Raw genomic sequence first — 20,806 nt, forward strand, 5'->3', positions numbered from 1 at the left:
AATCCTCTTTGACGTATAAATTGCTGCACCAAAGGTGAACAGCGAAAAAAATAAAAATTAAAAAAGTAGCGTTGAGAAAAGTCTCGCTGACTACAGGAACAGACTATTTTTCGCGACGCGAATTATCAATCTCTTTCTGTAACCAGAATGTAAGAACATGAGCAACCGCACATATTTTGATGATTTTTGTTACAAGGCTTAAGTTTGCAGTTGAAAGGCTTGCAGAAGAATAAAAGCGTGAAATTCCAGCAAGATGAAAGCGGTTACATTTTATTTAATTATGGCTTGTAATTTTAAATTTGTTTTATGGATAAATTGCGAAGCGGAATTAATTCGCGAAGAAAAGCAGAAAAAAACGCCGCAGAGCGCGGCGTTTTGGATTGTTTGCATGTTTCATGCCGGATGCGGCGTAAACGCCTCACCCGGCCTGGTAGAACGTAAAATTACTCGCCAACCTTCGCCCAGGTATCACGCAGCCCAACGGTGCGGTTAAATACCAGTTTTTCCGCCGTGGAATGGCGGCTGTCGAGGCAGAAGTATCCTTCACGCTCAAACTGGAATGCTTTACCCGCTACCGCATCTTTCAGCGACGGTTCCGCAAAGCCCTGTTTGATCACCAGCGATTCTGGGTTAATCACCGACAGGAAATCATCCGCAGCACCTGGGTTAGGCACGCTGAACAGACGGTCATACAAACGGATTTCAACCGGCAGCGCATGTGCCGCGCTCACCCAGTGAATAACACCTTTGACTTTACGACCATCTGCCGGATCTTTGCTTAAGGTGTCGGCGTCATAAGTACAGAAGATGGTGGTGATATTACCTTCGGCATCTTTCTCGACACGTTCAGCCTTAATGACGTAAGCATTACGCAGACGCACTTCTTTACCCAGCACCAGACGTTTGTACTGCTTGTTAGCTTCTTCGCGGAAATCGGCGCGATCGATCCAAATCTCACCGCTAAATGGCACCTGGCGGCTGCCCATTTCCGGTTTGTTCGGATGGTTCGGCATAGTGACCATTTCGCCTTCGCCCTGATAGTTTTCGATAACCAGTTTCACCGGATCGATAACCGCCATTGCGCGCGGCGCATTTTCGTTGAGATCTTCACGGATGCAGGATTCCAGCGACGCCATCTCAATGGTGTTGTCCTGCTTGGTCACGCCGATGCGTTTGCAGAACTCACGAATAGAAGCCGCAGTGTAACCACGACGACGCAGACCGGAAATGGTCGGCATACGCGGGTCATCCCAGCCTTCAACGTGCTTGTCGGTCACCAGCAGGTTCAGCTTACGCTTGGACATCACAGTGTATTCCAGATTCAGGCGCGAGAATTCGTACTGGCGCGGGTGAACAGGAATGGTGATGTTGTCCAGCACCCAGTCGTACAGGCGACGGTTGTCCTGGAACTCAAGCGTACACAGAGAGTGCGTAATACCTTCCAGCGCATCGCTGATGCAATGGGTGAAGTCGTACATCGGGTAGATGCACCACTTGTTGCCAGTCTGGTGGTGTTCAGCAAATTTAATGCGGTACAGCACCGGATCGCGCATTACGATAAATGGCGACGCCATGTCGATTTTAGCACGCAGGCAGGCTTTACCTTCTTCAAAACCACCGGTACGCATTTTTTCGAACAGCGCCAGGTTCTCTTCAACGCTGCGGTCGCGGTACGGGCTGTTTTTACCCGGCTGCGTCAGGGTGCCGCGGTATTCGCGGATCTGTTCCGGTGTCAGTTCATCAACGTACGCCAGGCCTTTATTGATCAGTTCGATCGCATAGGCGTGGAGCTGATCAAAATAATCGGAGGAGTAACGGACGTTACCAGACCAGTGAAAACCTAACCACTCAACGTCGTTTTTGATCGACTCAACATACTCGATATCTTCTTTTACCGGGTTAGTGTCGTCGAAACGCAGGTTGCACTGGCCTTTATAGTCCTGGGCGATCCCGAAGTTCAGGCAGATAGATTTCGCATGGCCAATATGCAGATAGCCATTCGGCTCCGGCGGGAAACGGGTGTGTACTGTGGTGTGCTTACCACTGGCCAGATCTTCATCGATGATCTGACGAATAAAGTTAGTCGGGCGGGCTTCTGCCTCACTCATCGTGGATTCCTCAAAGCGTAAACAACGTATAACGGCGTATGATCTTATAAGCGGGACAGGCTGACAACTGTTAGTTAGTGAAAATCGAAAATCTCACTGAGATTATGGGAATGATTGATGAAAAAAAAAGCGGCAGAGAAGATCTCCACCGCTTGTCATTGTTGGATGCGACGCTCAAGCGTCGCATCAGGCATAAAGAAGATTACTTTTTGATTTCATACAGCGGCGTTTGACCCGCCACGACATGGCCCTGAGCTTTAATGATCAAGCCGCTGAAATCGTCGATATTGCTGCAAACCACCGGGCTAATCATCGAGCGGGCGTTTTCGTTCAGATAATCCAGATCCATTTCCAGAATCGGTTGCCCTGCGCTTACTTGCGCGCCCTCTTCCACCAGACGTTTAAAGCCTTTACCTTCCAGCGCTACGGTGTCGATACCCATATGGACGACGATCTCCGCGCCTTTTTCGGTTTCCAGGCAGAACGCGTGGTTGGTATTGAAGATTTTCACGATTGTCCCTGCGGCTGGTGATACGACGATTTTATCTGTCGGTTTCACCGCCACACCGTCACCCACCGCTTTGCTGGCGAATGCTTCGTCAGGAACCTGATCCAGTGCCACAACATCACCGGTAATCGGCGATACCAGCTCCGCGATAGACACCGCGTTTGGTACAGCCTGCGGTTTTGCTACAGGCGCGGCAGTTGCAGGCGCAGTTTCAGCTGACGCAGCGGCTACCGGACCACGGGCAACAACTTTCTTCATTGCATCGCCAATGGATTCCGCTTTCGCGCCAACAATCACCTGAATAGTCTGTTTGTTCAGTTTCACTACCCCAGAAGCACCCAGCCGTTTACACATCGCATCGTTGACGCGAGCCGAGTCAACCACGGTCAGGCGCAGACGAGTAATACAGGCGTCAATTGCTTTCAGGTTGTCAGTACCGCCAACCGCAGCAATATAGTTGGTCGCCAGTTGAGTCAGACCTTCTTCCGTGTTGCTGTTGGCTTCTTCAGTAACGATCTCGTCTTCTTTATCTTCACGGCCCGGCGTTTTCAGGTTGAACATACGGATAACCAAACTGAACACCACGAAGTAGATAGCGAAGAAGACAACACCCATCACCAGCAGCATCCAGACGTTCTGGCTGGCGGCCGGCAGGTTATACATCAACGCGTAGTCGATAGCCCCCGCAGAGAAGGAGAAGCCCGCGTGGATACCCAGCAGCGTTGCCACAAACAGGCTGATACCGGTCAGCAGTGCGTGCAGGAGGTACAGCAGCGGCGCAAGGAACATGAACAGGAATTCCAGCGGCTCAGTCACACCGGTCAGGAACGCAGTAACAGCAACAGAAAGCAGCATACCGCCAACCATCGGACGACGCTCTTTCGGTGCTGCAAAGTACATCGCCAGCGCCGCACCCGGCAGACCGAACATCATGATCGGGAAGAAGCCGGACATGAACATCCCCGCGGTGCCGTCACCGGCATAGAAGCGGTTAATGTCGCCGTGGAAAACCGTACCCGCCGCGTTGGTGAATTCACCAATCTGGAACCAGGCGATGGTGTTCAGTACCTGATGCAGACCGGTTGGGATCAGCAGACGGTTGATGAAACCAAAGATACCGGAACCCAGCGCGCCCGCAGAAACGATCCACTCGCCGCCTGCATGGATAGCGTGCTGTACCGGCGGCCAGACGTAACCAAAAATGGCCGCCAGCACCAGGCAGAAGAAGCCGGTGGCAATCGGCACAAAGCGTTTGCCGCCGAAGAAGCTCAGGAAGTCAGGCAGTTTAATATCGGACCAACGGTTATAGGCTGCGCCACCAACCAGACCGGTTATGATACCCGCCAGTACACCCATGTTAATTTCTGGGTTGATGGTCACCATCGCTTTGGTTAACACAAAGTAACCTACCGCACCCGCCAGCGCCGCCGCACCCGCGCTGTCTTTCGACCAGCTGGATGCCACACCGATGGCGAAGATTAATGCGAGGTTATCAAAAATCGCACCGCCCGCCTGGGCAATAAACGCAACGTTAAGTAAATCTGGCTGACCGAATCGCAGCAACAGCGCCGCCACCGGCAGCACCGCGATAGGGAGCTGTAACGCCCTACCGAGTCGCTGGAAAAAACCTAAAATATTCATCTTATTCCCCCTACGAGAACCCTATTTGGCTCGTTTAAAGCCGTATTTTTATTTTGCTGCAAATTGTACTGCCGATGTTCTGTAATCAGATTGTTAGATCATCTGCTACAGAGTGTGTGAAAATTTAATTCGTATCGCAAATTAAACGCGTGTCTTTTGTGAGTTTTGTCACCAAATATCGTTATCACCACTCCCTTTTACTGGCTAAACCAGAAAACTTATTTTATCATTCAAAAAATCAGGTCGGATTGACGCCTGTCTGCGCAAATCCAGGTTACGCTTAAAGATGCCTAATCCGCCAACGGCTTACATTTTACTTATTGAGGTGAATAATGAGACTGATCCCCCTGACTACCGCTGAACAGGTCGGCAAATGGGCTGCTCGCCATATCGTCAATCGTATCAATGCGTTCAAACCGACTGCCGATCGTCCGTTTGTACTGGGCCTGCCGACTGGCGGCACGCCGATGACCACCTATAAAGCGTTAGTCGAAATGCATAAAGCAGGCCAGGTCAGCTTTAAGCACGTTGTCACCTTCAACATGGACGAATATGTCGGTCTGCCGAAAGAGCATCCGGAAAGCTACTACAGCTTTATGCACCGTAATTTCTTCGATCACGTTGATATTCCAGCAGAAAACATCAACCTTCTCAACGGCAACGCCCCGGATATCGACGCCGAGTGCCGCCAGTATGAAGAAAAAATCCGTTCTTACGGAAAAATTCATCTGTTTATGGGCGGTGTAGGTAACGACGGTCATATTGCATTTAACGAACCGGCGTCTTCTCTGGCTTCTCGTACTCGTATCAAAACCCTGACTCATGACACTCGCGTCGCGAACTCTCGTTTCTTTGATAACGATGTCAATCAGGTGCCAAAATATGCCCTGACTGTCGGTGTTGGTACATTGCTGGATGCCGAAGAAGTGATGATTCTGGTGCTGGGTAGCCAGAAAGCACTGGCACTGCAGGCCGCAGTTGAAGGTTGCGTGAACCACATGTGGACCATCAGCTGTCTGCAACTGCATCCAAAAGCGATCATGGTGTGCGATGAACCTTCCACCATGGAGCTGAAAGTTAAGACTTTAAGATATTTCAATGAATTAGAAGCAGAAAATATCAAAGGTCTGTAATAGTTATCCCTGCCCTGACACCTTGCTCAGGGCAATATTTTTTAAAATCGGGGGTCAGAATGTATGCATTAACCCAGGGCCGGATCTTTACCGGCCACGAATTTCTTGATGACCACGCGGTTGTTATCGCTGATGGCCTGATTAAAAGCGTCTGTCCGGTAGCGGAACTGCCGCCAGAGATCGAACAACGTTCACTGAACGGGGCCATTCTCTCCCCCGGTTTTATCGATGTGCAGTTAAACGGCTGCGGCGGCGTGCAGTTTAACGATACTGCTGAAGCGGTCAGCGTGGAAACGCTGGAAATCATGCAGAAAGCCAATGAGAAATCAGGCTGTACTAACTATTTGCCGACGCTTATCACCACCAGCGATGAGCTGATGAAACAGGGCGTGCGCGTTATGCGCGAGTACCTGGCAAAACATCCGAACCAGGCGTTAGGTCTGCATCTGGAAGGTCCGTGGCTGAATCTGGTAAAAAAAGGCACCCATAATCCGAATTTTGTGCGTAAGCCTGATGCCGCGCTGGTCGATTTCCTGTGTGAGAACGCCGACGTGATTACCAAAGTGACCCTGGCACCGGAAATGGTTCCTGCGGAAGTCATCAGCAAACTGGCAAATGCCGGGATTGTGGTTTCTGCCGGTCACTCCAACGCGACGTTAAAAGAAGCGAAAGCCGGTTTCCGCGCGGGGATTACCTTTGCCACCCATCTGTACAACGCGATGCCGTATATTACCGGTCGTGAACCGGGTCTGGCAGGCGCGATCCTCGACGAAGCCGATATTTATTGCGGTATTATCGCTGATGGACTGCATGTTGATTACGCCAACATTCGTAATGCTAAACGTCTGAAAGGCGACAAACTGTGTCTGGTTACTGACGCCACCGCGCCAGCAGGTGCCAACATTGAACAGTTCATTTTTGCGGGTAAAACAATATACTACCGTAATGGACTTTGTGTGGATGAGAACGGTACGTTAAGCGGTTCATCCTTAACCATGATTGAAGGCGTGCGTAATCTGGTCGAACATTGCGGTATCGCACTGGATGAAGTGCTGCGTATGGCGACGCTCTATCCGGCGCGTGCGATTGGCGTTGAGAAACGTCTCGGCACACTCGCCGCAGGTAAAGTAGCCAACCTGACCGCATTCACACCTGATTTTAAAATCACCAAGACCATCGTTAACGGTAACGAGGTCGTAACTCAATAAGAGAAAGTATGACACCAGGCGGACAAGCTCAGATAGGTAATGTTGATCTCGTAAAACAGCTTAACAGCGCGGCGGTTTATCGCCTGATTGACCAGTATGGGCCAATCTCGCGGATTCAGATTGCCGAGCAAAGCCAGCTTGCCCCCGCCAGCGTAACCAAAATTACGCGTCAGCTTATCGAACGCGGGCTGATCAAAGAAGTTGATCAACAGGCCTCCACCGGGGGCCGCCGCGCTATCTCTATCGTCACCGAAACCCGCAATTTCCACGCAATCGGTGTACGGCTTGGTCGTCACGACGCCACCATTACTCTGTTCGATCTCAGTAGCAAAGTGCTGGCAGAAGAACATTACCCGCTGCCGGAACGTACCCAGCAGACGCTGGAACATGCCCTGCTGAATGCCATTGCTCAGTTTATTGATAGCTACCAGCGCAAGCTGCGCGAGCTGATTGCCATTTCCGTGATCCTGCCAGGGCTTGTTGACCCGGACAGCGGCAAAATTCATTACATGCCGCATATTCAGGTAGAAAACTGGGGGCTGGTAGAAGCACTGGAAGAGCGTTTTAAAGTGACCTGTTTTGTCGGCCACGATATCCGTAGTCTGGCGCTGGCAGAGCACTACTTCGGTGCAAGTCAGGATTGCGAAGACTCCATTTTAGTGCGTGTCCATCGCGGGACCGGGGCAGGGATTATCTCTAACGGGCGCATTTTTATTGGCCGCAACGGTAACGTCGGTGAAATTGGCCATATTCAGGTCGAACCGCTGGGTGAACGCTGCCACTGCGGCAACTTTGGCTGCCTGGAAACTATTGCTGCCAACGCTGCTATTGAACAACGGGTGTTGAATCTGTTAAAGCAGGGCTACCAGAGCCGCGTGCCGCTGGACGACTGCACCATAAAAACTATCTGCAAAGCTGCGAACAAAGGCGATAGCCTGGCGTCGGAAGTGATTGAGTATGTCGGTCGTCATCTGGGCAAAACCATCGCCATTGCGATCAACTTATTTAATCCGCAAAAAATTGTTATTGCCGGTGAAATCACCGAAGCCGATAAAGTGCTGCTCCCTGCTATTGAAAGCTGCATTAATACCCAGGCGCTGAAGGCGTTTCGCACTAATCTTCCGGTGGTACGTTCTGAGTTGGATCACCGCTCGGCAATCGGCGCTTTTGCGCTGGTAAAACGCGCCATGCTCAACGGTATTTTGCTCCAGCATTTGCTGGAAAATTAATGTGCTTTTATAGTGGCGCTTATTGTTGTCAATATTCTGGGTAGTCCATGACCATTAAAAATGTAATTTGCGATATCGACGGCGTGCTGATGCACGATAACGTCGCCGTACCGGGTGCAGCGGAATTTTTGCACGGGATTATGGATAAAGGCCTGCCGCTGGTGTTGCTGACCAACTATCCTTCGCAGACCGGGCAAGATCTGGCGAATCGCTTTGCCACTGCGGGTGTCGATGTGCCGGACAGCGTGTTTTATACCTCCGCGATGGCAACCGCCGATTTCCTGCGTCGCCAGGAAGGCAAGAAAGCATATGTGGTGGGCGAAGGCGCACTGATTCATGAACTGTACAAAGCCGGTTTCACTATTACCGATGTGAACCCTGATTTTGTGATTGTTGGCGAAACGCGTTCCTACAACTGGGACATGATGCATAAAGCAGCCTATTTCGTCGCTAACGGTGCACGCTTTATCGCCACCAACCCGGACACCCACGGGCGCGGTTTTTATCCGGCCTGTGGCGCGCTATGCGCGGGGATCGAAAAAATCTCCGGACGTAAACCGTTCTATGTTGGTAAGCCGAGTCCGTGGATCATCCGCGCAGCATTAAACAAAATGCAGGCGCATTCGGAAGAAACGGTGATTGTTGGCGATAACCTGCGTACCGATATTCTGGCGGGCTTCCAGGCCGGTCTGGAGACGATTCTGGTACTCTCCGGTGTTTCGTCGCTCGACGATATCGACAGTATGCCATTCCGCCCCAGCTGGATTTACCCATCGGTCGCCGAAATCGACGTTATCTGAATAGCAACCACGCCTCAGGGCGTGGTTTCTTATTTTTACCCATCACTAAAATTCGCCCATTCAATAAAACCCGCCAAAAATTATCGATTCATCAATAAATACACCTCCACACCCTACCCTTTTTCATTAATCAGCAATCACCATTACGTTTTTTATTTACCCCCTGCCAAATCGCTTGCGCACAGTGCTGCTTTGCGGCATTTTTTTAAACAAGCAAACACAACAAGCAACAAATACCAGGTTAACGGAGAAGGTTATGTGTTCAATTTTTGGCGTATTCGATATCAAAACAGACGCAGTTGAGCTGCGCAAGAAAGCACTCGAGCTGTCACGCCTGATGCGTCATCGTGGCCCGGACTGGTCCGGTATTTATGCCAGCGATAACGCCATTCTCGCCCACGAACGTCTGTCCATTGTTGACGTTAACGCGGGGGCGCAACCTCTCTACAACCAACAAAAAACCCACGTGCTGGCAGTAAACGGTGAAATCTACAACCACCAGGCATTGCGCGCTGAATATGGCGATCGTTACCAGTTCCAGACCGGGTCTGACTGTGAAGTTATCCTCGCGCTGTATCAGGAAAAAGGGCCGGAATTTCTCGACGACTTGCAGGGCATGTTTGCCTTTGCCCTGTACGACAGCGAAAAAGATGCGTATCTGATTGGTCGCGACCATCTGGGGATCATCCCACTGTATATGGGCTATGACGAACATGGTCAGCTGTATGTGGCCTCAGAAATGAAAGCCCTGGTGCCGGTATGCCGCACGATTAAAGAGTTCCCGGCGGGGAGCTATTTGTGGAGTCAGGACGGCGAAATCCGTTCTTATTATCACCGCGACTGGTTCGACTTTGATGCAGTGAAAGATAACGTGACCGACAAAAACGAGCTGCGTCAGGCACTGGAAGATTCCGTTAAAAGCCATCTGATGTCTGATGTGCCTTACGGTGTGCTGCTTTCTGGTGGTCTGGATTCCTCAATTATTTCCGCGATCACCAAGAAATACGCCGCCCGTCGCGTGGAAGATCAGGAACGTTCTGAAGCCTGGTGGCCGCAGTTACACTCCTTTGCTGTAGGTCTGCCGGGTTCACCGGATCTGAAAGCAGCCCAGGAAGTGGCAAACCATCTGGGCACTGTGCATCACGAAATTCACTTCACTGTACAGGAAGGTCTGGACGCCATCCGCGACGTGATTTACCACATCGAAACCTATGATGTGACCACTATTCGCGCTTCAACACCGATGTATTTAATGTCGCGTAAGATCAAAGCGATGGGCATTAAAATGGTGCTGTCCGGTGAAGGTTCTGATGAAGTGTTTGGCGGTTATCTTTACTTCCACAAAGCACCGAATGCCAAAGAACTGCATGAAGAGACGGTGCGTAAACTGCTGGCCCTGCATATGTATGACTGCGCGCGTGCCAACAAAGCGATGTCAGCCTGGGGCGTGGAAGCACGCGTTCCGTTCCTCGACAAAAAATTCCTTGATGTGGCGATGCGCATTAACCCACAGGATAAAATGTGCGGTAACGGCAAAATGGAAAAACACATCCTGCGTGAATGTTTTGAAGCGTATCTGCCTGCAAGCGTGGCCTGGCGGCAGAAAGAGCAGTTCTCCGATGGCGTCGGTTACAGTTGGATCGATACCCTGAAAGAAGTGGCGGCGCAGCAGGTTTCTGATCAACAGCTGGAAACTGCCCGCTTCCGCTTCCCGTACAACACGCCGACGTCCAAAGAAGCGTATCTGTACCGGGAGATCTTTGAAGAACTGTTCCCACTTCCGAGCGCCGCTGAGTGCGTGCCGGGCGGTCCTTCCGTCGCGTGTTCTTCCGCTAAAGCGATCGAATGGGATGAAGCGTTCAAGAAAATGGACGATCCATCTGGTCGTGCGGTTGGTGTTCACCAGTCGGCGTATAAGTAAGAAATGCGAAACAGCCCCGGTGAAATCCGGGGCTGTTTCAGTTATTGTGCTGCTTGTTGATTCTGATATGCAGTAAGGAAATGTTCCGGGTTTGCCACATCACTGTTTGACAACTCATCACTGTAGGCCAGTATTTCATAGATTAATTTCCCACCACTATTGTTGAATTCCGAATTTCATCCTGTATGACAAAAGAATGGCTGTAGGGTGGGGAAAAAACACAAAGTAAACAATAATTGACGAATATAGCGCCACGCTGTTCGCAACCTAACCAAACAGTCACTTTCGAGCAATTTTCCTTGAAAAAGAGGTTGACGCTGCAAGGCTCTATACGCATAATGCGCCCCGCAACGCCGATAAGGTATCGCGAAAAAAAGATGGCTACGTAGCTCAGTTGGTTAGAGCACATCACTCATAATGATGGGGTCACAGGTTCGAATCCCGTCGTAGCCACCATCTTTTTTGCGGGAGTGGCGAAATTGGTAGACGCACCAGATTTAGGTTCTGGCGCCGCAAGGTGTGCGAGTTCAAGTCTCGCCTCCCGCACCATTCACCAGAAAGCGTTGTACGGATGGGGTATCGCCAAGCGGTAAGGCACCGGTTTTTGATACCGGCATTCCCTGGTTCGAATCCAGGTACCCCAGCCATCTTCTTCGAGTAAGCGGTTCACCGCCCGGTTATTGGGGTATCGCCAAGCGGTAAGGCACCGGTTTTTGATACCGGCATTCCCTGGTTCGAATCCAGGTACCCCAGCCATCGAAGAAACAATCTGGCTACGTAGCTCAGTTGGTTAGAGCACATCACTCATAATGATGGGGTCACAGGTTCGAATCCCGTCGTAGCCACCAAATTCTGAATGTGTCGAATATGTTCGGCAAATTCAAAAACCAATTTGTTGGGGTATCGCCAAGCGGTAAGGCACCGGATTCTGATTCCGGCATTCCGAGGTTCGAATCCTCGTACCCCAGCCAATTTATTCAAGACGCTTACCTTGTAAGTGCACCCAGTTGGGGTATCGCCAAGCGGTAAGGCACCGGATTCTGATTCCGGCATTCCGAGGTTCGAATCCTCGTACCCCAGCCACATTAAAAAAGCTCGCTTCGGCGAGCTTTTTGCTTTTCTGCGTATATTCAATGCCGAATGCGATGTTGACTCGTCTTATCCTTCAAAGTCGGATGCGACGCTGCCGCGTCTTATCCGACCTACGGTTGGCATGCATCCAGCAATGTTGTGAGGCTACAACCCTAACGCATATTTCAGCGCCTGACGTTTCAACATGCCAGCACGCTCCGCCGCCATCAAACCAAGATTACGCACAAAACGCAGTGGTGGCAGATTATTGCTGAATCCGGCATAGAACAGATCCATACCGCTCTGCATAATGAAGTTATCCGCCATGCGCCGCATCTGGTAACGCTTGAGGATCGGATAACTGGCCCACGCTTCGCCACGGCTGCGAGCGTTGACCAGAACGTCAATCAGGGCATCGACATCACGATAACCAAGATTCACCCCCTGCCCCGCCAGCGGATGGATGGTATGCGCGGCATCGCCCACCAGCGCAAGCCCCGGCTGCACATACTGCAACGCATGGCGGCGCGTCAGCGGAAAAGCGCCAGCGGCAAGCGGTGTTACATACCCAAGACGCGACGGGAAATGCTTCGCGATTTCCGCCTGTAACTGCGCCATATTCATATTCTGCAACTGGCGAATGCGTGCCGGAGAGTCATACCACACCAGCGATGCCCAGTTATCAAACAACGGCAGAAACGCACGAGGTCCATCCGGGGTAAATTGCTGCCAGGTGCTGTCGCCGGGATCGTTCTCACACTGTACGCTAATCAACATGCACGACTGCGCATACTGCCAGGCATGAACGCCAATTCCCGCCATCTGCCGCACCTGCGAATTTGCGCCGTCGGCACCAATCACCAGCTTCGCGCGGATCGTTTCACCGCCCTTCAGTTCCAGCTCCTGAAGATCATCATGGCGATGCAGCGCAATCAGCGAGGTTGGCACACGTAACGTTACTTTCGGATGCGCTTCCAGCGCCTGCCACAACGCCTGTTGCAGGACAGTGTTTTCCACCATATAGCCAAGCAGCGGTAGCTTAAGTTCAGCGGCGTCAAACACCACATGCGCCGTTTCCCACTCCCACGTTTCCAGCCTTCGATAAGGATGGCAACGCATGGCCTGTACCGCGTCCCAGACACCTAAACCTTTAAGCAGAGACACCGACGCGGCGCTGATCGCTGAGATCCGCACGTCCGGTTGGCTGTCAGCGATAAACGGTGCAGGTTCTGCGTGCTCGATCACCGTTACCGAAAATCCGTGCTGTGCCAGCCCCAGCGCCAGTGCGCCGCCGACCATTCCTCTGCCGACAATGGCAATTTCCGTTGGTTGATTTGTCATGGTCAATCATCCTGTTAGCAATATGCTTTAAGTTTACAGGATTTTTACCCCTAAGGGCTGATAACGCTCATACTGGTCACAACGGCAGCAAAGCATTACACTATGCGCCCTGCATTCCTGGCTACTATTTCGCAAGAGCAAGTCGATGACCAAAAAACTCCATATTAAAACCTGGGGCTGTCAGATGAACGAGTACGATTCATCGAAGATGGCCGATCTGCTGGATGCCACCCACGGCTATCAACTGACCGACGTGGCGGAAGAAGCGGATGTGCTGCTGCTGAACACCTGCTCAATCCGCGAGAAGGCTCAGGAAAAAGTCTTCCATCAGTTGGGTCGCTGGAAACTGTTAAAAGAGAAGAATCCAGACCTGATTATCGGCGTCGGCGGCTGCGTGGCATCGCAAGAAGGCGAGCACATTCGCCAGCGCGCCCACTATGTCGATATTATTTTTGGACCGCAAACGCTGCACCGTCTGCCGGAGATGATCAACTCCGTGCGCGGCGACCGCAGCCCGGTTGTAGATATCAGCTTCCCGGAAATCGAGAAGTTTGACCGTCTGCCGGAACCGCGCGCCGAAGGGCCGACCGCGTTTGTCTCCATCATGGAAGGCTGCAATAAATATTGCACCTACTGCGTAGTGCCTTACACCCGTGGTGAAGAGGTAAGCCGTCCGTCCGACGATATTCTGTTTGAGATCGCCCAGCTTGCGGCTCAGGGCGTGCGTGAAGTCAACCTGCTCGGTCAGAACGTGAACGCCTGGCGTGGTGAAAACTACGACGGCACCACCGGATCGTTTGCCGATCTGCTGCGTCTGGTTGCGGCGATCGACGGGATCGATCGTATTCGCTTTACCACCAGCCATCCGATCGAATTCACCGACGATATCATCGAAGTGTACCGCGACACGCCGGAGCTGGTGAGCTTCCTGCATCTGCCGGTACAGAGCGGTTCCGATCGCATTCTGAACCTGATGGGACGTACCCATACAGCGCTGGAGTACAAAGCGATCATCCGTAAACTGCGTGCAGCGCGTCCGGATATTCAGATCAGTTCTGACTTCATCGTTGGCTTCCCTGGTGAAACCACCGAAGACTTCGAGAAAACGATGAAGCTGATTGCCGACGTCAATTTCGACATGAGCTACAGCTTTATCTTCTCTGCACGTCCGGGTACGCCAGCCGCCGATATGGTTGATGATGTTCCGGAAGAAGAGAAGAAGCAGCGTCTGTATATTCTACAAGAACGTATTAATCAGCAAGCGATGGCATGGAGCCGCCGGATGCTCGGCACCACCCAGCGTATTCTGGTAGAAGGTACATCGCGTAAGAGCATCATGGAGCTTTCCGGTCGCACTGAAAATAACCGCGTGGTCAACTTCGAGGGCACACCGGATATGATCGGTAAATTCGTCGATGTAGAAATTACCGACGTCTACCCGAACTCTCTGCGCGGTAAAGTGGTGCGAACTGAAGATGAAATGGGTCTGCGCGTGGCAGAAACACCGGAATCGGTCATTGCCCGTACCCGCAAAGAAAACGACCTTGGCGTGGGTTATTATCAGCCGTAATTCTCAGGCCCGCCGTTCCGGTGGGCCTTGTTTTTTCTCTCTTTATCCCCATCTTTATCGCAATGCTTGCGCCTTTTTCCTGTGGCGTGAATAATTTCCTTATAGGCCGGTGAATGTTCAGCTTCCGGCGACATACAGATAAGAGGAACGGTTTGAACATAGACACTCGCGAAATCACCCTGGAGCCAGCAGACAATGCGCGTCTGTTGAGCCTGTGCGGCCCGTTTGATGACAACATCAAACAGCTCGAACGCCGTCTCGGCATCGAGATCAATCGCCGCGATAACCACTTTAAACTGACCGGCCGTCCGATTTGCGTCACCGCTGCGGCAGACATTCTGCGTAGCCTGTATGTCGATACAGCCCCGATGCGCGGTCAGATTCAGGATATTGAACCGGAACAGATCCACCTTGCGATTAAAGAAGCGCGGGTACTGGAGCAAAGCGCGGAGAGCGTGCCGGAGTACGGCAAAGCGGTCAATATCAAAACCAAACGTGGCGTAATCAAGCCGCGCACGCCAAACCAGGCGCAGTACATCGCCAATATTCTCGACCATGACATCACCTTCGGCGTTGGCCCGGCGGGTACGGGTAAAACCTACCTGGCAGTGGCTGCGGCAGTTGATGCCCTAGAGCGTCAGGAAATTCGCCGTATTCTGCTGACTCGTCCGGCGGTAGAAGCCGGTGAGAAACTGGGCTTCCTGCCTGGCGATTTAAGCCAGAAAGTAGACCCGTATTTGCGCCCGCTGTACGACGCGCTGTTTGAAATGCTGGGCTTTGAGAAAGTCGAGAAACTGATTGAGCGCAACGTTATTGAAGTCGCGCCGCTGGCCTATATGCGTGGCCGTACGCTGAACGACGCGTTTATCATTCTCGATGAGAGCCAGAACACTACCATCGAACAGATGAAGATGTTCCTGACCCGTATCGGTTTTAACTCAAAAGCGGTTATCACCGGCGACGTCACGCAGATCGACCTGCCGCGTAATACCAAGTCAGGCTTACGTCATGCCATCGAAGTGCTGGCTGACGTCGAAGAGATCAGCTTTAACTTCTTCCACAGCGAAGACGTGGTTCGTCACCCGGTGGTGGCGCGTATCGTTAACGCTTATGAAGCCTGGGAAGAAGCAGAACAAAAACGTAAAGCGGCGCTGGCAGCAGAACGCAAGCGCGAAGAACAGGAACAAAAATGAGTCAGGTGATCCTCGATTTACAACTGGCATGTGAAGATAATTCCGGGTTACCGGAAGAGAGCCAGTTTCAGACATGGCTGAATGCGGTGATCCCGCAGTTTCAGGAAGAATCGGAAGTGACGATTCGCGTGGTCGATACCGCCGAAAGCCACAGTCTGAATCTGACCTATCGTGGTAAGGATAAGCCGACCAACGTGCTCTCCTTCCCGTTTGAAGTACCGCCTGGCATGGAAATGTCGCTACTGGGCGATCTGGTTATCTGCCGTCAGGTGGTTGAGAAGGAAGCACAGGAGCAAGGCAAACCACTGGAGGCGCACTGGGCGCATATGGTGGTGCACGGCAGTCTGCATTTGTTAGGTTACGATCACATCGAAGATGACGAAGCAGAAGAAATGGAAGCCCTCGAAACAGAGATTATGCTTGCTCTGGGCTATGAGGATCCGTACATTGCCGAGAAAGAATAATTTGCCAGGCATTTGACTGGCAGACGTCCCCGCCGTTGGTGATTAACGACGGCGTTTTGATTAACTAACATGAGAACCCATACGACGCCATGAGCGACGACAATTCACACAGTAGTGACACGATAAGCAACAAGAAGGGATTTTTCTCCCTGTTACTCAGCCAACTTTTCCACGGTGAACCGAAAAACCGTGACGAACTGCTGGCGCTGATCCGTGATTCCGGGCAGAACGACCTTATCGACGAAGATACGCGCGATATGCTCGAAGGGGTGATGGACATCGCAGACCAACGCGTCCGCGACATAATGATCCCCCGCTCCCAGATGATTACCCTGAAACGCAACCAGACGCTGGACGAATGCCTTGATGTCATCATCGAGTCCGCCCACTCACGTTTCCCGGTGATTAGCGAAGACAAAGATCACATTGAAGGGATTCTGATGGCGAAAGACTTGCTGCCGTTTATGCGCAGCGATGCTGAAGCCTTCAGCATGGACAAAGTGTTACGTCAGGCAGTTGTCGTTCCTGAAAGTAAGCGCGTAGACCGGATGCTGAAAGAGTTTCGCTCTCAGCGTTACCACATGGCGATCGTCATTGACGAATTCGGTGGGGTTTCCGGTCTGGTGACCATTGAAGACATCCTGGAACTGATTGTTGGTGAGATTGAAGACGAGTATGACGAAGAAGATGATATCGACTTCCGTCAGCTGAGTCGTCATACCTGGACCGTGCGCGCACTGGCTTCCATTGAAGACTTCAACGAGGCGTTCGGCACCCACTTTAGCGATGAAGAGGTCGACACTATCGGTGGTCTGGTGATGCAGGCATTTGGGCATCTTCCGGCGCGTGGCGAAACCATCGACATCGACGGTTACCAGTTCAAAGTGGCGATGGCCGACAGTCGGCGTATTATTCAGGTTCATGTCAAAATCCCGGATGACTCACCCCAGCCGAAGCTGGATGAATAAAACCGAAACTGGATAGATAACTACATGGCTTTTGCCTCATTAATTGAACGCCAGCGCATTCGCCTGCTGCTGGCGTTATTATTCGGTGCCTGCGGAACGCTGGCCTTCTCTCCTTACGACGTCTGGCCTGCGGCGATTATTTCGCTGATGGGGCTTCAGGCGCTGACCTTTAACCGCCGTCCACTCCAGTCTGCCGCTATTGGCTTTTGCTGGGGATTTGGCCTCTTTGGCAGCGGTATTAACTGGGTCTATGTCAGCATCGCTACTTTTGGCGGAATGCCTGGCCCGGTTAACATCTTCCTGGTGGTGCTGCTGGCGGCGTATTTGTCGCTGTATACCGGACTGTTTGCTGGCGTGCTGTCGCGTCTGTGGCCGAAAACCACCTGGCTGCGCGTGGCGATTGCCGCCCCTGCTCTCTGGCAAGTGACCGAGTTTCTGCGCGGTTGGGTGCTGACCGGCTTCCCGTGGTTACAATTCGGCTATAGCCAGATTGATGGCCCGTTAAAAGGGCTGGCACCGATAATGGGCGTGGAAGCCATTAACTTCCTGCTGATGATGGTTAGTGGCCTGCTGGCACTGGCGTTGGTCAAACGCAACTGGCGTCCGCTGGTAGTGGCCGTCGTGCTGTTTGCCCTTCCCTTCCCGCTGCGTTACATCCAGTGGTTTACCCCGCAACCGGAGAAAAACATTCAGGTTTCGATGGTTCAGGGCGATATTCCGCAATCACTGAAATGGGACGAAGGCCAGCTTCTTAATACGCTGAAGATTTACTACAACGCAACGGCACCGCTGATGGGCAAATCATCGTTGATTATCTGGCCGGAGTCGGCGATAACCGATCTGGAAATTAATCAGCAACCGTTCCTCAAAGCACTGGACGGTGAGTTGCGTGATAAAGGTAGCTCGCTGGTCACCGGGATTGTCGACGCGCGTCTCAATAAGCAGAACCGCTACGATACCTACAACACCATCATCACGCTGGGTAAAGGTGCACCGTACAGCTACGAATCAGCCGATCGCTATAACAAAAACCATCTGGTGCCATTTGGCGAGTTTGTCCCGCTGGAGTCGATTCTGCGTCCGTTAGCGCCGTTCTTTGATCTGCCGATGTCGTCGTTCAGCCGTGGGCCATATATCCAGCCACCGCTGTCGGTAAACGGTATTGAGCTTACTGCGGCTATTTGCTACGAGATCATACTTGGCGAGCAAGTGCGTGATAACTTCCGCCCGGATACCGATTATCTGCTGACTATCTCCAACGATGCGTGGTTTGGTAAATCTATTGGTCCATGGCAGCACTTCCAGATGGCGCGAATGCGTGCGCTGGAGTTGGCTCGCCCACTGCTGCGTAGCACCAACAACGGCATTACGGCGGTGATTGGTCCGCAGGGTGAGATTCAGGCGATGATCCCGCAATTCACCCGCGAGGTGTTAACCACTAACGTGACGCCGACCACCGGACTCACACCGTACGCACGTACCGGCAACTGGCCGCTGTGGGTACTGACGGCATTGTTTGGTTTTGCCGCCGTGTTGATGAGTCTGCGTCAGCGACGTAAACGTTGATGTGAATGATGCGCTGGCCTGCAAAATTGCATCAATTTTGCAGGCCAGATAAACCGTTCACACCGCATCCGGTATCAACAAAACGTACTTCCTCATTGAGCTGTGGGGCGTGATTATCATGCCCCTTTTTTCTTACGGTTCAGGGATACAAGCCACATCGCCATATTGGGGATGCCGAATAATTGCCTGCGGATCAAGCGAGCGCGTCCTGTCCATTTGGATTAACCCGTTCTTCGCCATAACAAATATCTTTCTACTATCCGCTGAAAAACGAAGATGATTAACGTAGCTGGCAGGATAAACGCCAACAATCTGCCCGGCATTAATATTGAGCAGGATGACATAACCTTGCAGGCCATATGACACCAACGCTAAATACTGACCGTCCGGGCTAATACCCTCAACGGAATAAACGCTCCTGCTACACCATTGCGTCATAATGCTGGCTTGTTGATCCTCAGCTCTTATACGTGAAATCCCCTGGCTATCGGCAAAAATTACATCCCCGTTTTCAGGTCGAAAACGCATCGCCGATATCGTTCCACGCGCATCACTAGCCGGATAGCTTTCTTTCTGATGCGTGATGGTATTGATCCGTACAATGTCACCTCTGACCATACCGGGTATCAACAATGTTTTTTCATCCGGGGAAAGTGCCATAACCCAGGCACCTGGTTTACCGCTCGTCCCCGTCCCGTCGTATTTCTCCATCGGGATATCCGCCACATGCTGATAAGTCACCAGATCAATGGCTGACACACTATTACTGGTGCGATTAATCACCCAGGCTTTTGTGCCATCGCGCGAGAGGATAAGGCTGTCAGGATGTGCGCCGGTGGTAATCGACTGAATAATCTCCCCCGTCGCCACGTTAATGACCGATAACGCATTCGCTTCAAATGACGTCGCATAAAGTAACGTTTCATCCGGGCTTAACGCCAGCGCTCTGACACCCTGATCTTTACAGCCACCACAATGTTTGAGTGACTTTTCTTTCGCTATAGGCGCTGTAAAGGTATGCAGGATTTTCTTTTGTCCGAGGTCGAAAACAACAATGCTGTTGGTGTTTTCAATTGCGGCATACAACGTATTACCATCCCGACTGATCGCCATATCATGGATATCGGCAATCTCAGCGAGTAAATCACCACTGGCCTGCTCACGACTTACCGGAGCGGATAATGTTTCCCTGAGGGCGTTGCGCTCCTCCACTAACTGCTGCTTTTTTTGTCGTCGCTCTTGTTCAATCTCCTGCGGATAAAACTCTTCACGCAGGCTTTGCCTGACCTGTAAAACTGATTCATCAATCTGCTGCTGCACAAGCCAGATAGCCCCGGTCGGAAGAAGAGTGACCGCAACAATAATCCCGCCTTCCGTAACGAATCGGTTCTGCCCAACTAAACGCGCGCTCAGCCAACCCAACGCGCCACCCGCAATCAGGCCGCCAATGTGGCAAGCGTTATCTATTCCTGTTTGCCGGGCACCGTACAACAGTGTCAGCGCCACCATACCCAACAGAGGAAATACTCGCCGCTGGTTTTTATGGTGTGTGCCCGCACCTGAAGCAAGCTGTGTTGCTATCGCAGCGCCAGCTATTCCCATAATCGCCCCGGATGCCCCAACGCTGATGACTATCTGCTCACTTTCGCGTAACGCATAACAGGCACTGATTAGCCCACCAAAGACGCCAGAGAATAGCCAGACAATCAGGAGTCGCCATTTCCCCAGTATCCGTTCCGCCACTGCCCCCACCACCAGGAGTGCAAACATATTGATCAGCAAATGGGGAAAACTACTGTGCAGAAAGACACTGCTCAATAAGCGCCAGGATTCACCCGACAACGTGAGAGAAGCAACGTTAGCACCAAGATGGATGAGTGCGGATTGATCGACTTCTTCATAACTCATCCATTGTGCGAGATAACAAAATATCCCAACACAAAGCGCAAAAAGGATAAGAGTTATTGCGGGTAATTGAACATTTAACGGCTTAACCGAAGATGCAGACATGAGGTAATTCTTCCTTGAAAAGACAGGTAAAAAGCATTTTTCTCGTGTGCAGTTACCATCCCGGCAAACGTCCCA

At 51.8% G+C, this 20,806-nt stretch carries 14 protein-coding genes and 7 tRNA genes; 17 read left to right on the top strand and 4 right to left on the bottom strand.

Going from position 1 to position 20,806, the window contains the following annotated elements; translation table 11 throughout:
* Positions 1-443: 443 nt before the first annotated feature.
* Entirely contained in the window at positions 444-2,108 is a 1,665-nt protein-coding gene (glnS, locus tag ACJHX3_RS13235) for a glutamine--tRNA ligase (protein ID WP_024042059.1), read from the bottom strand.
* A 202-nt stretch (positions 2,109-2,310) separates the two neighbouring features.
* Positions 2,311-4,257, bottom strand: a complete 1,947-nt coding sequence (nagE, locus tag ACJHX3_RS13240; protein WP_001023129.1) for a PTS N-acetyl glucosamine transporter subunit IIABC — start codon at positions 4,255-4,257, stop codon at positions 2,311-2,313.
* A gap of 332 nt (positions 4,258-4,589) precedes the next feature.
* Between nagE and nagB the strand changes: the two genes are divergently transcribed.
* The 12 genes from nagB (at position 4,590) to ACJHX3_RS13300 (ending at position 11,631) form a co-directional block, all read left to right on the top strand.
* The gene (gene nagB / locus ACJHX3_RS13245; RefSeq protein ID WP_001237072.1) at positions 4,590-5,390 is read left to right on the top strand and encodes a glucosamine-6-phosphate deaminase; all 801 of its coding nucleotides are present in this window, start codon (positions 4,590-4,592) and stop codon (positions 5,388-5,390) included.
* Positions 5,391-5,449: 59 nt separating this feature from the next.
* Entirely contained in the window at positions 5,450-6,598 is a 1,149-nt protein-coding gene (gene nagA, locus ACJHX3_RS13250; RefSeq protein WP_000271153.1) for an N-acetylglucosamine-6-phosphate deacetylase, read from the top strand.
* 8 nt (positions 6,599-6,606) lie between these two features.
* A complete protein-coding gene (nagC, locus tag ACJHX3_RS13255) occupies positions 6,607-7,827 on the top strand; it encodes a DNA-binding transcriptional regulator NagC (protein WP_000187594.1) in 1,221 nt (406 codons plus the stop codon).
* A gap of 47 nt (positions 7,828-7,874) precedes the next feature.
* A complete protein-coding gene (gene nagD / locus ACJHX3_RS13260) occupies positions 7,875-8,627 on the top strand; it encodes a ribonucleotide monophosphatase NagD (RefSeq protein ID WP_000153129.1) in 753 nt (250 codons plus the stop codon).
* A 256-nt stretch (positions 8,628-8,883) separates the two neighbouring features.
* Entirely contained in the window at positions 8,884-10,548 is a 1,665-nt protein-coding gene (gene asnB / locus ACJHX3_RS13265; protein WP_000337063.1) for an asparagine synthase B, read from the top strand.
* Between the two features lie 379 nt (positions 10,549-10,927).
* Positions 10,928-11,004: transfer RNA gene (locus ACJHX3_RS13270), tRNA-Met, on the top strand.
* An 8-nt stretch (positions 11,005-11,012) separates the two neighbouring features.
* Positions 11,013-11,097: transfer RNA gene (locus tag ACJHX3_RS13275), tRNA-Leu, on the top strand.
* Between the two features lie 23 nt (positions 11,098-11,120).
* Positions 11,121-11,195: transfer RNA gene (locus ACJHX3_RS13280), tRNA-Gln, on the top strand.
* Between the two features lie 34 nt (positions 11,196-11,229).
* A tRNA-Gln gene (locus ACJHX3_RS13285) sits at positions 11,230-11,304 on the top strand.
* Positions 11,305-11,319: 15 nt separating this feature from the next.
* Positions 11,320-11,396: transfer RNA gene (locus ACJHX3_RS13290), tRNA-Met, on the top strand.
* A 48-nt stretch (positions 11,397-11,444) separates the two neighbouring features.
* A tRNA-Gln gene (locus ACJHX3_RS13295) sits at positions 11,445-11,519 on the top strand.
* 37 nt (positions 11,520-11,556) lie between these two features.
* Positions 11,557-11,631: transfer RNA gene (locus ACJHX3_RS13300), tRNA-Gln, on the top strand.
* Between the two features lie 153 nt (positions 11,632-11,784).
* Here ACJHX3_RS13300 and ubiF read toward each other — a convergent pair.
* Positions 11,785-12,960 carry a 3-demethoxyubiquinol 3-hydroxylase gene (gene ubiF, locus ACJHX3_RS13305; RefSeq protein WP_024043727.1) on the bottom strand — a complete coding sequence of 392 codons (1,176 nt, stop codon included), beginning with the start codon at positions 12,958-12,960 and terminating at the stop codon, positions 11,785-11,787.
* 145 nt (positions 12,961-13,105) lie between these two features.
* Here ubiF and miaB point away from each other — a divergent pair, with 145 nt between their 5' ends.
* The 5 genes from miaB (at position 13,106) to lnt (ending at position 18,721) form a co-directional block, all read left to right on the top strand.
* Entirely contained in the window at positions 13,106-14,530 is a 1,425-nt protein-coding gene (miaB, locus tag ACJHX3_RS13310) for a tRNA (N6-isopentenyl adenosine(37)-C2)-methylthiotransferase MiaB (protein WP_000162740.1), read from the top strand.
* 152 nt (positions 14,531-14,682) lie between these two features.
* The gene (locus ACJHX3_RS13315; protein WP_001018040.1) at positions 14,683-15,723 is read left to right on the top strand and encodes a PhoH family protein; all 1,041 of its coding nucleotides are present in this window, start codon (positions 14,683-14,685) and stop codon (positions 15,721-15,723) included.
* A complete protein-coding gene (gene ybeY, locus ACJHX3_RS13320; RefSeq protein WP_000084469.1) occupies positions 15,720-16,187 on the top strand; it encodes an rRNA maturation RNase YbeY in 468 nt (155 codons plus the stop codon). Before ACJHX3_RS13315 ends, ybeY begins: the two co-directional genes overlap by 4 nt.
* 89 nt (positions 16,188-16,276) lie before the next feature.
* On the top strand, positions 16,277-17,155 hold the full coding sequence (corC, locus tag ACJHX3_RS13325; protein WP_001278605.1) for a CNNM family magnesium/cobalt transport protein CorC: 879 nt from the start codon (positions 16,277-16,279) through the stop codon (positions 17,153-17,155).
* Between the two features lie 24 nt (positions 17,156-17,179).
* Positions 17,180-18,721, top strand: coding sequence for an apolipoprotein N-acyltransferase (gene lnt / locus ACJHX3_RS13330; RefSeq protein WP_000853017.1), 1,542 nt, complete (start codon positions 17,180-17,182; stop codon positions 18,719-18,721).
* 132 nt (positions 18,722-18,853) lie between these two features.
* Here lnt and ACJHX3_RS13335 read toward each other — a convergent pair whose 3' ends face one another.
* Positions 18,854-20,731, bottom strand: coding sequence for a rhomboid family intramembrane serine protease (locus tag ACJHX3_RS13335; RefSeq protein ID WP_001276778.1), 1,878 nt, complete (start codon positions 20,729-20,731; stop codon positions 18,854-18,856).
* Positions 20,732-20,806 lie beyond the last annotated feature (75 nt).

Source organism: Escherichia sp. WS1265 (assembly GCF_046487585.1).
GTDB lineage: Bacteria > Pseudomonadota > Gammaproteobacteria > Enterobacterales > Enterobacteriaceae > Escherichia > Escherichia coli.